This is a genomic window from Streptomyces albus subsp. albus (assembly GCF_000725885.1).
Classification (GTDB): Bacteria; Actinomycetota; Actinomycetes; order Streptomycetales; family Streptomycetaceae; genus Streptomyces; species Streptomyces albus.
This window is the reverse complement of the sequence record NZ_JODR01000025.1, coordinates 1-12,911: the sequence shown is the minus strand read 5'-3', so window position 1 is coordinate 12,911 and position 12,911 is coordinate 1. Positions and strand designations below refer to the sequence as shown.

The 12,911-nt window shown below is 73.9% G+C and carries 18 protein-coding genes; 15 read left to right on the top strand and 3 right to left on the bottom strand.

All coding sequences use genetic code 11. The annotated features are described in order from the left end of the window. The first annotated feature begins 24 nt into the window (after positions 1–24). The gene (locus tag IO40_RS35025; RefSeq protein ID WP_051698575.1) at positions 25–1,830 is read left to right on the top strand and encodes a PP2C family protein-serine/threonine phosphatase; all 1,806 of its coding nucleotides are present in this window, start codon (positions 25–27) and stop codon (positions 1,828–1,830) included. Positions 1,831–2,124: 294 nt separating this feature from the next. Here the strand turns inward: IO40_RS35025 and IO40_RS0125955 are convergent, their stop codons facing one another. Next, positions 2,125–2,472, bottom strand: coding sequence for a gas vesicle protein GvpO (locus tag IO40_RS0125955; protein ID WP_016467982.1), 348 nt, complete (start codon positions 2,470–2,472; stop codon positions 2,125–2,127). 138 nt (positions 2,473–2,610) lie between these two features. After that, the gene (locus IO40_RS37775) at positions 2,611–2,781 is read right to left on the bottom strand and encodes a hypothetical protein (protein ID WP_157846453.1); all 171 of its coding nucleotides are present in this window, start codon (positions 2,779–2,781) and stop codon (positions 2,611–2,613) included. A 95-nt stretch (positions 2,782–2,876) separates the two neighbouring features. On the opposite strand from IO40_RS37775, the gene IO40_RS35020 reads away from it, so the two are divergent. From IO40_RS35020 to IO40_RS0125890, 12 genes are all read left to right on the top strand, one after another. Continuing rightward, entirely contained in the window at positions 2,877–3,350 is a 474-nt protein-coding gene (locus IO40_RS35020) for a hemerythrin domain-containing protein (protein WP_016467980.1), read from the top strand. A gap of 216 nt (positions 3,351–3,566) precedes the next feature. Further along, positions 3,567–3,977 (top strand): gas vesicle structural protein GvpA, encoded by a 411-nt coding sequence (locus tag IO40_RS0125940; RefSeq protein WP_016467979.1) that lies wholly within the window; start codon positions 3,567–3,569, stop codon positions 3,975–3,977. Beyond that, positions 3,974–4,747 carry a GvpL/GvpF family gas vesicle protein gene (locus tag IO40_RS0125935; protein ID WP_016467978.1) on the top strand — a complete coding sequence of 258 codons (774 nt, stop codon included), beginning with the start codon at positions 3,974–3,976 and terminating at the stop codon, positions 4,745–4,747. Before IO40_RS0125940 ends, IO40_RS0125935 begins: the two co-directional genes overlap by 4 nt. A gap of 10 nt (positions 4,748–4,757) precedes the next feature. After that, complete coding sequence (locus tag IO40_RS0125930; protein ID WP_016467977.1) at positions 4,758–4,994, top strand: gas vesicle protein GvpG; 237 nt, start codon at positions 4,758–4,760, stop codon at positions 4,992–4,994. Continuing rightward, on the top strand, positions 4,991–5,785 hold the full coding sequence (locus tag IO40_RS37210) for a histone H1-like repetitive region-containing protein (protein ID WP_016467976.1): 795 nt from the start codon (positions 4,991–4,993) through the stop codon (positions 5,783–5,785). The genes IO40_RS0125930 and IO40_RS37210 overlap by 4 nt, the downstream gene beginning before the upstream one ends. After that, positions 5,778–7,061, top strand: coding sequence for an SRPBCC family protein (locus IO40_RS0125920; protein WP_041968998.1), 1,284 nt, complete (start codon positions 5,778–5,780; stop codon positions 7,059–7,061). The genes IO40_RS37210 and IO40_RS0125920 overlap by 8 nt, the downstream gene beginning before the upstream one ends. Positions 7,062–7,069: 8 nt before the next feature. Next, on the top strand, positions 7,070–7,414 hold the full coding sequence (locus IO40_RS0125915; protein ID WP_031176242.1) for a gas vesicle protein: 345 nt from the start codon (positions 7,070–7,072) through the stop codon (positions 7,412–7,414). Next, positions 7,404–8,276 carry a GvpL/GvpF family gas vesicle protein gene (locus IO40_RS0125910; RefSeq protein WP_031176241.1) on the top strand — a complete coding sequence of 291 codons (873 nt, stop codon included), beginning with the start codon at positions 7,404–7,406 and terminating at the stop codon, positions 8,274–8,276. Before IO40_RS0125915 ends, IO40_RS0125910 begins: the two co-directional genes overlap by 11 nt. A 43-nt stretch (positions 8,277–8,319) precedes the next feature. After that, a complete protein-coding gene (locus tag IO40_RS39500; RefSeq protein ID WP_030408038.1) occupies positions 8,320–8,523 on the top strand; it encodes a gas vesicle protein in 204 nt (67 codons plus the stop codon). Continuing rightward, on the top strand, positions 8,520–8,795 hold the full coding sequence (locus tag IO40_RS0125900; protein WP_031176239.1) for a gas vesicle protein K: 276 nt from the start codon (positions 8,520–8,522) through the stop codon (positions 8,793–8,795). Before IO40_RS39500 ends, IO40_RS0125900 begins: the two co-directional genes overlap by 4 nt. 18 nt (positions 8,796–8,813) lie before the next feature. Continuing rightward, entirely contained in the window at positions 8,814–9,527 is a 714-nt protein-coding gene (locus IO40_RS0125895) for an MgtC/SapB family protein (RefSeq protein ID WP_016467970.1), read from the top strand. 139 nt (positions 9,528–9,666) lie between these two features. After that, the gene (locus tag IO40_RS0125890; protein ID WP_016467969.1) at positions 9,667–10,041 is read left to right on the top strand and encodes a DUF6479 family protein; all 375 of its coding nucleotides are present in this window, start codon (positions 9,667–9,669) and stop codon (positions 10,039–10,041) included. Between the two features lie 176 nt (positions 10,042–10,217). Here the strand turns inward: IO40_RS0125890 and IO40_RS0125885 are convergent, their stop codons facing one another. Further along, positions 10,218–10,772, bottom strand: a complete 555-nt coding sequence (locus IO40_RS0125885) for a TetR/AcrR family transcriptional regulator (RefSeq protein ID WP_016467968.1) — start codon at positions 10,770–10,772, stop codon at positions 10,218–10,220. Positions 10,773–10,908: 136 nt separating this feature from the next. Between IO40_RS0125885 and IO40_RS0125880 the strand changes: the two genes are divergently transcribed. Together IO40_RS0125880 and IO40_RS0125875 are read left to right on the top strand one after the other, a co-directional pair. After that, positions 10,909–11,538, top strand: a complete 630-nt coding sequence (locus IO40_RS0125880; RefSeq protein ID WP_234336563.1) for an MFS transporter — start codon at positions 10,909–10,911, stop codon at positions 11,536–11,538. Between the two features lie 129 nt (positions 11,539–11,667). Continuing rightward, on the top strand, positions 11,668–12,786 hold the full coding sequence (locus IO40_RS0125875; RefSeq protein ID WP_041968997.1) for a M23 family metallopeptidase: 1,119 nt from the start codon (positions 11,668–11,670) through the stop codon (positions 12,784–12,786). The last annotated feature ends 125 nt before the right edge of the window (positions 12,787–12,911 follow it).

The window sequence follows — 12,911 nt, the reverse complement described above, 5'->3', positions numbered from 1 at the left end:
CGCAGGAACGGACAATGCTGGCATATGGACTCCTCGTCTGCGGACCGTGCCGCCCCACCACCCGAGCCCGCTCACCAGGAACCACTGGAGCAGCTCCACCGGGCCGCCCTGCGCACCATGGCGCGGGCCAGGCACCGGGCGCGGGTCCGGGTCGCCGAGTCGGCGCCCGCCGCCCAGCCCGGGCACCACACGCGGCGGCAGACCGGCGACCCCTTCACCTACGACGGCGCGGAGACCGCCCCGCCCAGCGACGTCGCGGTCCTGCCCGGACTGCCCTCCTGGCTGCCCGCCGTCCTGGGGGTGCTGCGCGGCAGCTCGACCGTGCTGCGGCCCGAGTACGGGCCGGACGGGACGGCCGAGGACTTCACCGTCGTCGGCGCCAACCACTTCGAGCTGAGCGGTGTGCAGCGCGGCTCCTACGACTTCCTCGGCAAGCTGCTGTCCGAGACCCGGCCCGGCGTGCGGGCGAGCGGCATGTACGACGTCTACCGCGCGGCGCTGGAGGCGCGCGGCCCCGTCTCCAGCGACACCATCGACCACGTCGACGTCGTCAACGGCGTACTGCAACGCGCCCGGCTGCGCGGCACCGTCACCCTGCTGCCCGACGAGCACCTGCTGCTGACCAACTGGGAGCCGGTCGGCGAGGCCCGGCTCAGCCGCCGCATCCAGCAGCGCGGCCGGATGGGCTGGGCCGAATGGGACCTGGTCACCGGCCGGGTCCGCTGGTCCCAGGGGATGCGTGACCTGCTGGGGCTCCAGGCACCGCTGCCGGAGGGCGTCGAGGACACCAAGGACGTGGCACCGACCATCGCCTCGGCCCGGGAGGTCGAGGCCGACGTGCGGACGGTCGCCGGGCTGCTGGACCCCGAGGACCTGCCGGGCTTCGCCCGGGACATGCGCACCCTGCTGGCCGGCGGGCAGCTCCCCGACCGTGAGGTGACCGTCGTCGTGGGCGGTGAGCGACGGCTGCTGCGCTGGGTGGCGCACGCCCAGCCGGAGGACGCCGGCGTCCCCGAGTCGCTGCTGTTCGCCGCGCGGAACATCACCGATCAGGAGGCGCGGCTCAGCCGTGCGCTCGGCGACGCCGAGCGGGCCCGCCGGGAGGCGGAGACCGAGCGGCGGGTCTCCGAGACGTTCCGCAAGGCCCTGGTCCCGCCACTGGGCCGGCTCAGTCCGTGGTGGATCGACGTCAGCGCGGCCTACGTGCCGTCCGAGTCCGGGGTCGGCGGTGACTGGTACAAGTGCCGCGAGCTGCCCGACGGCAGGGTGCTGCTGGCCGTCGGGGACGCCTCCGGCCACGGGGTGAGCGCGGCCAGCCGCGCGCTCCAGCAGCGGTCCGCGCTGGCCGGGCTGGCCTACACCGACGAGGACGCCGCCCAGCTGGCGACGGCCCTCGGCGAGGTCGTCTACCACGACTATTACGGCAGTCTCGACACCACCGCGACCTGCGTGGTGGGGCATCTGCACCCGGACGCCCGCGTCTTCCGCTGGGCGAGCGCCGGACACCCGCCGCCCATCCTGGTGCGGGACGGTGAACCGCGCCTCCTGGAGGCCGCGTACGGGCTGATGCTGGGCGTCCTGCCGGACGCCCCGTACGAGACCAACCACACCCAGCTGCGGGCGGGCGACCTGCTGCTGATGTACACCGACGGCGTCGTCGAACGCCGCGGCCGGGACCTGGACGCCGGCACCGAGCTGCTGCTGGACGCGGTGCGCGGCTGCGTACGGCACAGCGGCTCCGGACCGGAGGTGATGGACTGCGTGGTCCACCACGTGCTCGGCCCCGAGGCGGAGGACGACGCGACCATCCTGGCCGTCCATGTCTTCTGACCGGGTCTGCGGGGTCCGGGGCTCCGGGGCTTCGCGTTTCGCGGTCTGCGCGTTTCCGGGTTCCCGCGTTTTCGGGGTCTCCGGGGCTCCGGGTCTCCATTGCCTTCCGGCCTCCGGGCGTCGGACGTTCTCCGGATGCCGGGCGGCGGCCGTGTCCGGGGTCAGCCGGCCGGCCGCCGCGCCGGCGGGGGAGGGCCGGGCGGCGGGGTGCGGCCGTACGTGCGGGGCGTGGCGCCCCGGCTGGGTGTGTCCGGGCGGGCGTGGTGCCCCGGCAGGGTGCGTCCGGGCGGCGGCTCACTGCGGGTCCGCCTTGCCGCGTTCGTACCGGCGCAGCCTGCGGTAGCCGGTCAGCTCGCCGTCCGCGTCCAGCGTCATCTCGTAGGAGCCCAGCATGCTCACGCTGTCCGGGATCTTGCGCAGCTCGACGACCTCCACCCGCAGGATCCAGCCGCCGTCCTCGTCTCTGCTCACGGACGAGACCGTCTCGGCCTCCAGCCCGGTCAGCTCCTCGATGGCCTCCCGGGCCGACCGCAGCACCTGCGCGGTGCCGGGCCCCTTCTCCCGCGCGTTCCCCCTCGCGTTCCCCTTCGTGGACGTGCCGGTCCTCTTGGAACCCGTGCTGCCGGCGGCGCTCTCACTCATGTGCGGTTCTCCTCCCTCCCCGGCGGTGCGGGGTACGTCGGTGAACCGTGCGGGTGCCCGCTGGACGTCGAGTGAACCGGGGCGGACCGGGTACCCGGCCGGCGCCGTGAGGGAGGTCCCGTGATGCGCGTGCGGGCTTCAGTTCTCGCCGCGGAAGATGTGGGACTCCGGATCGCGGTCGTCGGACGGGGCGTGCGGACCGTAGTCCATCGGGCCGTCCGGGCGGCGCGTCGGCCGGCCGGCGAAGACGGGTGCGCCGCGCCGCTCGCGGGCCTCGTTCTCTCTTCCGGTGCCCTTGCTCTGCTGCACCTGTGCTCACCTCCATGCTCGACTGGCCACCGGGTCCCCCACCGCCCACCGCCCGAAACGGTCACCGCCGGACAGACCCGTACCGAGGAGTCGCGATGGCCCACCGCCCCGACGTGACCGAACTGCTCACCGACCAACACGCCGAGACCGAGCGCCTTCTCGCGGCCTACGAGGCGGCCCGCGAGCCGGAGCGCCGCGCCGCCCTCGCCGACGCCGTGGTCACCGCACTTCAGCGGCGGGCCCGCGCCGAGGAGGACCTGATCGCCCCCGTGGCGCGCCGGGTGCTGCCCGAGGGGGAGCGGCTGGCCGGCGCGGTGGCCGGCCAGCAGGCGGCGGCCGTGCGGGCGGCGCGTCGGCTGCGCGGCACCGGCGACGGTCCCCCGGCCGACGGCGCCGCCGCACTGCTGCACGCCCGGCTGACCGAGAGCGCCGGGGCGCAGGACGCACTGCTGGCCGGGCTGCGCAAGCGGCTCGGCGGCCGGGAGCGGCGCCGGCTGGGTGAGCAGGTCGCCCGGCGGCTGTCCGGCGCGGAGCCGGTGGGAGGGGGCGCGCAAGACCGCCGGGTTTGACCCTTGGCCCAAGGGCTACCCGTTGCGGCGCCGCGGTCCCGCCCGCTCCCCAGGGCGCCCCCGAAGACCGACAACAGGCCGCCGGAGCCGGGCAGTTGACCGCGTCCCCATACGTCCTCATATGCCAAGACAGCCGACCGGAGCTGACCCACAGCCGATCCGGCTGACCGACAGCTGAACCTCAGCGCCAAACGACATCGAAGGAGGCCGTGCCTCATGACTGTCGCCACGGCACAGCAGCAAGGCGGCGGCACCGGCAATCTCTACGACGTCCTGGAACTCGTCCTCGACCGGGGACTGGTGATCGACGCGTTCGTGCGGGTGTCCCTCGTCGGCATCGAAATCCTCAAGATCGACGTCCGGGTCGTGGTCGCGAGCGTCGACACGTACCTGAAGTTCGCCGAGGCCTGCAACCGCCTCGACCTGGAATCCGGCCGCAACAAGAGCCCCGGCCTGCCCGACGTGGTCGGCCAGGTCACCGAGTCCGGGTCCCGGGGCAAGACCAAGGGCGCGCTCAGCGGCGCGGCACAGACCGTGTCCGACGTCTTCCAGCAGGCGCGTGACGAATCCCAGGACAGCGGCAGCCGGCGGCGCACCACCACGCGCCGGAAGGAGGAGCGGGAGTGAGCACCTACGTCTACGGCATCACACGCACCCCGGCCCCGCCGCTGCCCGACGGCCTGACCGGCGTGGGCGACCCGCCCCGCCCGGTCCGGGTGCTGGAGCGCGACGGGCTCGTGGCGCTCGTCAGCGACGCCCCCGACGACCTCAAGCCCAAGCGCCGGGAACTCCTCGCCCACCAGCAGGTGCTGGCCCAGGCGAGCGCGGAGCGGCCCGTGCTGCCGATGCGGTTCGGCAGCGTCTCGCAGGACGACGCCACCGTCGGCGCGGTGCTCGCCGAACGCGCCGGGCACTTCCGCGAGCGGCTCGACGCGCTGGAGGGCAAGGTCGAGTACAACATCAAGGCCAGCCACGACCAGGAGGCCGTGCTGCACCTGGTGATGGCCGACAACCCCGAGCTGCGCGCCATGAGCGAGGCCAACCGGGCGGCCGGCGGCGGCACCTACGAGCAGAAGCTGCAACTCGGCGAGAAGGTCGCACAGGCCGTGCAGGCCCGCGAGGGCGAGGACGCGGCCCTGCTGCGCCGCGCGCTGGAGCCGCTGGCGGCCGAGATCAGCGAGGGGCCCGACAGCATGGGCTGGCTGGCGAACCTCTCCGTCCTGGTGGACCGGGAGGGCGCCGACGGACTGCTGGCCGCCATTGAGGAGCTGGGCACCTCGGCGCCCCAGCTGGACCTCAAGGTCAACGGGCCGCTGCCGCCCTACAGCTTCGTCGAGAAGTCCGACGCCGCGGCCGACGCGACCGCCTCGGCGGGTGCCGCGCGGGCCGGCGGCTGACGGGTGCGCGATGGGCCTGATCAGCGAACTGCTGCTGCTGCCCGCCGCACCGCTGCGCGGCACCGCCTGGGTGCTGCGGCAGGTGACGGCCGAGGCGGAGCGGCAGTACCGCGACCCCGCAGTCGTCCAGCGGGAGCTCGCCGAACTGGAGCGGGCACTGCTGGCCGGCGAGATCGACGAAGCCGAGTTCGACCGGCGTGAGGACGAGCTCCTCGCGCGTCTGGAGAACAGGAACCCATGGACATGAACAGCAGACTGACGGCGGCGCTGGCCGTGGCCGGGGGCTATGTGCTGGGCCGGACGAAGAAGGCGAAGTTCGCCTTCGGCGTCGCCACGATGGTGATGGGCAGGCGGCTCCAGCTCGGCCCGCAGGCCCTGGCCCGGCCGGCCACCGAGCAGCTGTCCAAGAACCCGCGGTTCAAGGAGCTGGGCGACCAGCTGCGCGACGATCTACGCGGCGCGGGCAAGGCGGCGACCGGCGCCCTGGTCAACCGCCAGGTGAACGCACTGGCCGACCGCCTGCACGAGCGCACCCTCGGCATCCGCGACCAGCTCGCCGGCTCCGGCGCGCGGGAGGAAGCCGAGGGCGCCGGTGCGGACGGCGCGGAGCCGGACGGTGCGGACGACGCGGCCGAGGAGAGCCCCGAGCAGCGCCCCGGCCAGGACGCGGAGCAGGAGCCGGAGTCCGCCGCCTCGACGGCGAAGAAGACGGCCCGGGGAACCGCCGCGAAGAAGGCCCCGGCGAAGAAGGCCCCGGCGAAGAAGACCCCCGCCAAGAAGCCCGCGGCCAAGAGGACCGCCGCGAAGAAGACCACGGCCGAGACGACCGTGCCCGGCAGGACCGCGGCCAAGAAGACGGCCGCGAAGAAGTCCGCCGCCAAGCGCACCGCGGCCAAGCAGTCCACAGGCCGGCCTGCCGCGAAGAAGACGGCGGCCGGCGGACCGGCGGCCAAGCGGACCGGCGCCAGGACCGCCGCGAAGAAGACGGCGGCCGGCACCCGGAGCGGTGGCACGAAGGGAGGCCGGAGCCGTGCCTGACACCAGAACGCGCGCAGGAGGCGGCACCTTGCCCGGCGGGCTCGACACCGAGGCGGCCGACCGCCTCAGGTCGGTGGCCCGCGACCTCGCAGAGGCGGAGGCCGAGCGGCTGCTCACCGGGCTCGGCCGCAGGCTGGGCAAGGTCACGGGCAAGCTCAACGACGTGGCCGAGGGGAACAGCCCCGGGCCGGGCGAACTGGCGCTGGGCACGGGCCGCAGGATCGCCGACGGCAAGGGCCCGCTGCGGGCCGCGGTCGAGACGGGCGGCGGCCGGCTCAAGGACAAGGCCGTCGAGGGCGTCAAGGGCCTGCTGGACAAGGCGGGCGGCGGACGCGAGGGGAGCGGTGACCGCAAGCCGGTCGTCATCCTGGAGCACATCGACGTGGGTGTGCCGGTGAAGGACGCCTACGACCAGTGGACGCGGTTCCAGGACTTCAGCTCCTTCGCCCGGGGCGTCCAGGACGTCACCGTCGCCGACGATGCCACTTCCGACTGGAAGGCCAAGATCTTCTGGTCCTCCCGGAGCTGGCGGGCGACCACCACCGAGCAGATCCCCGACCGGCGCATCGCCTGGACGTCGGAGGGTGCCAAGGGCAGCACCAAGGGTGTGGTGACCTTCCACGAGCTTGCGGACGACCTGACGCGTGTGGTGCTGGTCGTCGAGTACTACCCGCAGGGCTTCTTCGAGCGGACCGGCAACCTGTGGCGCGCCCAGGGCCGCAGGGTGCGGCTCGACCTCAAGCACTACGCCCGCCATCTGTCGCTGCGGGGCGGTGCCGACGAGGGCCGGCGCGGCGAGATCCGCGACGGCGAGGTCGTCGTCGGCCACGAGGAGGCGGCGGCCGGGGAGGCCGGCGCGGACGAGGCGGACGAGGCGAGCGGCGAGTCCGGCACGGACGACGCCCCCGAGGCGGAAGCGGAGACCGAACCGGAGGCCGGCCCGGAGGACGAACCCGGCAGCGACCCGGAGGCCGAGGCCGAGGAGGAGCCCGGCTACGAGACGGACGACGGCCCGGGCGACGCGCTCGACGACGAAGCCGAGGACGAGCCGGAGGACGTCTACGACGAGGATCAGGACGAGGCCGGGACCGAGGACGAGGCCGAACTCGCGGACGAGGACGACCCCGAGCCGGCAGACGACCCCGAGCCGGAAGCCGAAGACGAAGCCGAAGACGAAGACGAACCCGAGGACGAAATCGCGCCCGAACCCGAGGACGATGCCGAGGGCGAGCCCGAGGACGACGACGCGTACGCCGTGGCGGGTGAGCGGCGGTGAGCACCCCCATGCCCGGCACCGGACGGCTTCCGGAGCGCTACGACGGCGGAACCAGCGGCGCCAACCTCGCCGACATCCTCGAACGGGTCCTCGACAAGGGCGTGGTGATCGCGGGGGACATCCGCATCAACCTGCTCGACATCGAGCTGCTGACCATCAAGCTGCGGCTGATCGTCGTCTCCGTCGACAAGGCCAAGGAGATGGGCATCGACTGGTGGGAGACCGACCCCGCGCTCAGTTCCGGGGCCCGCCGGGGCGAACTGGCCGAGGAGAACAGGCGGTTGCGCGAACGCGTCGCCGAACTGGAGGGGCAGGAGCCCGCACCGCGGGAGGTGACAGGCGATGACCGGTGAACTGCGGTACGTCTACGCGGTGGTGCCGCCGCTGGCCGAGCCGTTGCCCGGCGGACTGCGCGGAGTGGCCGGCACCGTCCCCCGTACGGTCGAGCACGCCGGGCTGGCGGCCGTCGTCAGCGACGTGGCCGAGGCCGACTTCGCGGAGGAACCGCTCCGCGCCCACCTGGAGGACCTGGCGTGGCTGGAGCGGACGGCCCGCGCCCACCAGGCCGTGGTGGACGCTCTGACGGCGCTCACCTGCCCGCTGCCGCTGCGGCTGGCGACCGTCTACCGCGACGACGACGGCGTACGGCGCACCCTGGAGGAGGGCCGTGAGCGGTTCGGCGCCATCCTGCGGCGGCTGGAGGGCCGGGTCGAATGGGGGGTGAAGGTCTACGCGCGGCCGGCGCCCGCACCGGCCGCGGCGTCCGGCGCGTCCCCCGCCAGCGGGCGGGAGTTCCTGCGCCGCCGCCGTCAGCAGGTCACCGCGCGGGAGAACGCGCTGACCGAGGCGGAGGAGCTGGGCCGCACGCTGCACGCCGCGCTCAGCGCGGAGGCCGAGGACACCCGGGTGCACCCCGCGCAGAATCCGCAGCTGTCGCAGATGCCCGGCCAGAATCTGCTGAACGCGGCGTATCTGGTGCCGCGCGAGCGGTCGGACGCGTTCGTCTCCCGGGTCGAACAGCTCGGCGGACACGACCCCGCGGTCCGGGTCGAGCTGACCGGGCCGTGGGCGCCGTACTCGTTCGCGTCGGCCGACGACCCCGGGCACACCGGCGGCCCGGGGCGGAGCGAGGAGCGCCCGGCCGCGGAGCGGTACGGGCAGGACGGCGCCCCCGAGCGGCACGAGGAGCACGCCCGTGACGGCGCCGTCCGCTGAGCCGGTGCCGACCGCGCAGTCCGCGCCGCCCGGCCCGGTCGCGGTGGACTCCCAGGAGCCGCTGGCCCGCCGCCAGGTCTCCCTGGTGGATCTGCTGGACCGGCTGCTGGGCACGGGGGTGGTGGTCACCGGTTCGCTCACCCTCGGCATCGCCGACGTGGATCTGGTGCGGATCGATCTGCGGGCGCTGATCAGCTCCGTCAACGAACGAGTCCCCTCGCCCTGGGAAGGAGGGCAGCCGCTGTGAGCCGCCGCATCGACTTCGACCCGGACTCGGTGGAGCGCGATCTGGCCGCGCTGGTGCTCACCATCGTCGAACTGCTGCGCCAGCTGGTGGAGCGGCAGGCCCTGCGCAGGGTGGATGTCGGCGACCTGAGCGAGGAGCAGGAGGAGCGCATCGGGATGACGCTGATGCTGCTGGAGGACCGGATGGAGCTGTTGCGGGAGCGGTTCGGGCTGACCCCCGAGGAGCTGCACTTGGATCTCGGGCCGCTGGGTCCTCTGCTGCCCACCGACTGAGACTGTTAGACCTCCCGTATGAACGACGCCTTCTCCTCTTCCATGGGCCAGGGCTGGGAACAGTTCGCCGATCTCGCCCTGGCCTTCGTCCTGACCTCGCTCATCGGCCTGGAACGGCGGGCCAAACGCAAGAGCGCGGGGCTGCGCACGCACGCGCTCGTGGGAATCGGCGCCGCCTTGTTCATGCTGGTGAGCAAGTACGGGTTCGCCGATCTGGCCGGCGCCGAGGACATCTCGTTCGACCCGTCGCGGGTGGCGGCCCAGGTGGTGTCCGGCGTCGGCTTCCTCGGCGGCGGGGTCATCTTCGTCCGCCGGGACGTGGTGCGGGGCCTGACCACGGCGGCGATCGTCTGGGTCTCGGCCGCCGTCGGCATGGCGTGCGGCGCCGGTCTGCCGCTGCTGGCCATCGCCGTGGTGGTGCTGCACTTCGTCACCGTGTGGGGCTTCACGAAGCTGGGTGATCATCTGCCGGGTGTGGAGCCCAGCCATCTGCGGCTGACCTACCAGGAGGGGCAGGGGGTGCTGCGGACGGCGCTCGCGTTGTGCACGGAACGTGGGTTCGCGGTGACGGAGACGGACGCCGAGCAGTCGAGCGAGATGCGGCCCGAGCGCACCCAGCTGACCCTGGCCGTCTCCGGGAAGGGTTCCGTGCCGGAGCTGGTGGCCGAGCTGATGGCCATTCCGGGCATGATCGCGGTCAACGGCCGGGCGGCGGCCTCGACGGGGGAGTGACCCGCCGGACGGGCACGAGGCAGCTTCTCACCCACCCCTCTCGCTCATGCGTTCGAAAACGGTGGGGATCAGCACGTTTTCTCCCGCCCGCCAGGGAAACCCCGGAAGACGACACCGCGAGCCGAAGGGGGCTGAGCACATGAACGCGGACGTCACCCAGACGGCCATGAATCTGGCGGCGGGCGACCATCTGGTGGGCCTGGTGCCGTTGATCCTGGGCTTTCTCATCGTGATCGCCCTGATCTGGGCGGTCTGGCTGGGAATCCGCCTGCGCAACCGCGAGCCCGAGCCGCCGGAGCCGGAGGACCAGCCGCATCTGCCTCCGGAGGGGCCCGTCGAGGAGGTCACCGGGAACCGGGAGCCTGACGAGATGCCGCGGGACGGGGTGCGCCGCCTGCCCCATGACGGTGTCCACGACTACGGCGACCGGGAGGACCACCCGGGCCGGCCGCCGCGCCGCAAGAAGTGGGAGCCCGGCAAGAGCGGCTCGTTCGGCAGCGGCGGGTCCGGCTGATCCCGGCGGACCACCGCACCCGCCCTCCCTTCCGGCGGCCGGCCCGGCCCTTCCGGCCCGCGGCCCCGACCCCGATCCGTCAGGTCCACCAGGTCCGCCGCCGGGAGGATGAGCGGCAAGCACCGGCCGTCCACGTATGTGGGCGGCCGGTTGCGCGTGGGCGGCCCCTGTGCCGTTCAGGGGCTGAGCAGTGCCTCCAGCGGGCCGGTGATGTCGGCGCGGGTGGGCGGTGTCGCGCTCGCCAGGGACTGGAGGAGCAGGCCGTCCAGGATCCGGGAGAGGGCGCGTGCGGTCCGCTCGTCCGTGTGGACGGCCAGCACCTCCCGCTCCGTCTCCGCGTACAGCAGCGCCGCCTCCCGCAGTTCGGGTCTGCGCATGGCGACCGAGGCCAGCTCGAAGGAGAGCACGAGTTCCGCGCGGCTCTCGCGCAGCTGGGTCTCGACCAGATCGGCCAGTGCCTCGACCAGTTCGGCCCGCGAGAGCGTCCCCAGCTGCGAACCCCACCGCTGGAGCCGGTGCGCGTAGCGCTCGGACAGCCGGCGGATCGCCGCCTCCAGCAGGTCGTCGAGGGTGGCGAAGTAGTAGGTGGTCGAGCCGAGCGGTACGCCGGCCTCGCGGGCGACCGCCCGGTGGCTGAGCCCGGCGATGCCGCCGTCCAGCAGGATCCGTTCGGTGGCGGCCATGATCCTCTCCCGGCGCTCCGGGTCGGCGGGCCCTCGCTTGGCTCCCATCGGATCTGCCCGTCCTCCATTTATTCGGTTTCGGGTTGTCCGGAATTTTGTGTACTGTAGTACACGGATCTATGTACGGTCGTACACAAAAAACGATACGGCAGCACGAGGAACGGAGAAGCGCGCCGCCCTGTCGGTGGCCGCCGGCTTCTTCGCCGCCGCCGCTGCGCGGCGCGCCGGCCGGCGCCGGCTCATCCCCGGCGGCCTGGCGCTCGCCGCGCTCGGCTTCGCGGCGATGACCGCCGTCCCCCTCGGGCACGGCGTCGCCGTGGTCGTCGGCGCCTTCTGCCTGGTCAGCCTGGGCGTGGGCACAGTGATGACGCTGACGAACGACATGGTGCTCTCCGCCGTGCCGCCGGAGCGGGCGGGCGCCGCCTCGGCCGTGTCCGAGACCGGTATCGAGCTGGGCGGCGCCCTCGGCGTGGCCGTCCTGGGCAGCGTGCTGTCCTCCACGTACCGGATGGGCCTCGACCCGGTCGAGGGAGTGCCGGCCCGGCTGATGGCCACGGCGCGCGAGACGCTGGGCAACGCGCTCGCGGCTGCCGCACGGCTGGGCGGCGAGGCGGGCCGCACCCTGGCAGCCGAGGCACGCACGGCCTTCGGCCACGGCATCCAGGCCACCGGGCTGGCCGGCGCGGTCCCGCTGGCGGTCGCCGCCGTCGTCGCCTGGCTGCTGCTGCGCCCCGGGTCCGGCGAGACGGACGAGGGCGAGGCGGCGCACGCCGAGGACGGGACGCGGGAGCCCGCCGCCACCCCGCACGGCTGAGCGCGCTCGCGGACGGGGCCGGAAAAACACCCGTCCTGGGGACGGAACGCTGCGACGAACGGCCCAAGCCGCCCGCGTGCCGCGTCGGCACACCCCCGCACAGCCGCCGCGCGGACGCACGATCGTGCCATGACTCAGGCCGTACGAAAGAGACGGGCGGCGGCCCCGGTGGCCGCCCTGCTGTGCGCCGTGGTGCTCGCCGGCGGTACGCCGCAGGCCACCGGAGCCGCCCCCGCGCAGGGCCCCGCCGAGGCCGCGCAGCCTCTGCCGGACCGGATCGGTGCCCTCTATCGGGAAGCCTCCGTCGCCGCCGCCCGCTACGAGGCCGCCCAGCGCAAGGCCGCGGCCCAGCGCGCGGCCGTCGAGCGCGCCGGACGGGCCGTCAGCCGGGGCGAGCGGCGGCTGGAGGACCTGCACCGGCAACTGGGCGCCGTGGCCCGCCGGCAGTACCAGCAGGGCGGCTGGGCCCCCAGCACCCGGCTGCTGCTGGCCGGTTCGCCCGAGACCCTGCTCGACCGGCTCCGTTCGCAGCGCCAGGGCGACCACGCCTTCCGGCGGCTGCTCAGCAGCACCCGGGTCCTCCAGCGGCAGCTCGTGCGGGACCGGGCCCGGGAGCGGACCCAGTGGGACAGGCTCAAGGCGAACGCCGCACGGCAGCGGGAGGCCAAGCGCACCGTGGAGCGGCGGCTGGCCCAGGCCAGGCAGCGGCTGCGTCAGGCGCGGGCCGACCGGGCGGCGCGGGCCGCGGGTCCCATCTCGCGGGCCGCCTTCCAGGCCGATCCGGCCGGTACGTCGGGCGGCTGCGCCTACAGCCCGCCGCCCAAGGGGCGGGCGCACGGCGACGAGAAGTGGGTGGCGCCGGTCAGCGGCTACACGCTCTCCGCGGGTTTCGCCTCGGCCGGCCGCCGCTGGGCGCACAACCACACCGGGCAGGACTTCGCGGTGGGGGTCGGCACCCCGGTGCGGTCGGCCGGCGCGGGGACCGTCGTCAAGACGAGCTGCGGCGGGCCGTTCGGCAACCAGATCGTCGTCCGCCACCCCAACGGCTACTACACCCAGTACGCGCACCTCTCGCGCATCCAGACCAAGGAAGGCGCCCAGGTGCGGGCGGGGGAGCAGATCGGACTGTCCGGCAACACCGGCAACTCCACCGGTCCGCACCTGCACTTCGAGGTGCGGCTCACCCCCGACATCGGCTCGGCCGTCGATCCGGTGCCCTGGCTGCGCAACCGCGGCGTGGACGTGTGAGCCCTTCCCTCCGGGGCCGGGCGGGGTCCTTAGGTTCTAGTAGTCGTCGCAACACCCCAGCTCAAGGGGTGCGATGGATTTCGAGATCCGAGCGGACCGGGCTCCGCAGGGGCGTAAGAAGTTGT

What these genes read in the sequence shown, in the direction of transcription:
- IO40_RS35025 (WP_051698575.1), top strand. Translation starts at nt 25, where the DNA reads ATGGACTCCTCGTCTGCGGACCGTGCCGCCCCACCACCCGAGCCCGCT.
- IO40_RS0125955 (WP_016467982.1), bottom strand. Translation starts at nt 2,472, where the DNA reads ATGAGTGAGAGCGCCGCCGGCAGCACGGGTTCCAAGAGGACCGGCACG.
- IO40_RS35020 (WP_016467980.1), top strand. Translation starts at nt 2,877, where the DNA reads ATGGCCCACCGCCCCGACGTGACCGAACTGCTCACCGACCAACACGCC.
- IO40_RS0125940 (WP_016467979.1), top strand. Translation starts at nt 3,567, where the DNA reads ATGACTGTCGCCACGGCACAGCAGCAAGGCGGCGGCACCGGCAATCTC.
- IO40_RS0125930 (WP_016467977.1), top strand. Translation starts at nt 4,758, where the DNA reads ATGGGCCTGATCAGCGAACTGCTGCTGCTGCCCGCCGCACCGCTGCGC.
- IO40_RS37210 (WP_016467976.1), top strand. Translation starts at nt 4,991, where the DNA reads ATGAACAGCAGACTGACGGCGGCGCTGGCCGTGGCCGGGGGCTATGTG.
- IO40_RS0125915 (WP_031176242.1), top strand. Translation starts at nt 7,070, where the DNA reads ATGCCCGGCACCGGACGGCTTCCGGAGCGCTACGACGGCGGAACCAGC.
- IO40_RS0125910 (WP_031176241.1), top strand. Translation starts at nt 7,404, where the DNA reads ATGACCGGTGAACTGCGGTACGTCTACGCGGTGGTGCCGCCGCTGGCC.
- IO40_RS0125895 (WP_016467970.1), top strand. Translation starts at nt 8,814, where the DNA reads ATGAACGACGCCTTCTCCTCTTCCATGGGCCAGGGCTGGGAACAGTTC.
- IO40_RS0125890 (WP_016467969.1), top strand. Translation starts at nt 9,667, where the DNA reads ATGAACGCGGACGTCACCCAGACGGCCATGAATCTGGCGGCGGGCGAC.
- IO40_RS0125885 (WP_016467968.1), bottom strand. Translation starts at nt 10,772, where the DNA reads ATGGGAGCCAAGCGAGGGCCCGCCGACCCGGAGCGCCGGGAGAGGATC.
- IO40_RS0125875 (WP_041968997.1), top strand. Translation starts at nt 11,668, where the DNA reads ATGACTCAGGCCGTACGAAAGAGACGGGCGGCGGCCCCGGTGGCCGCC.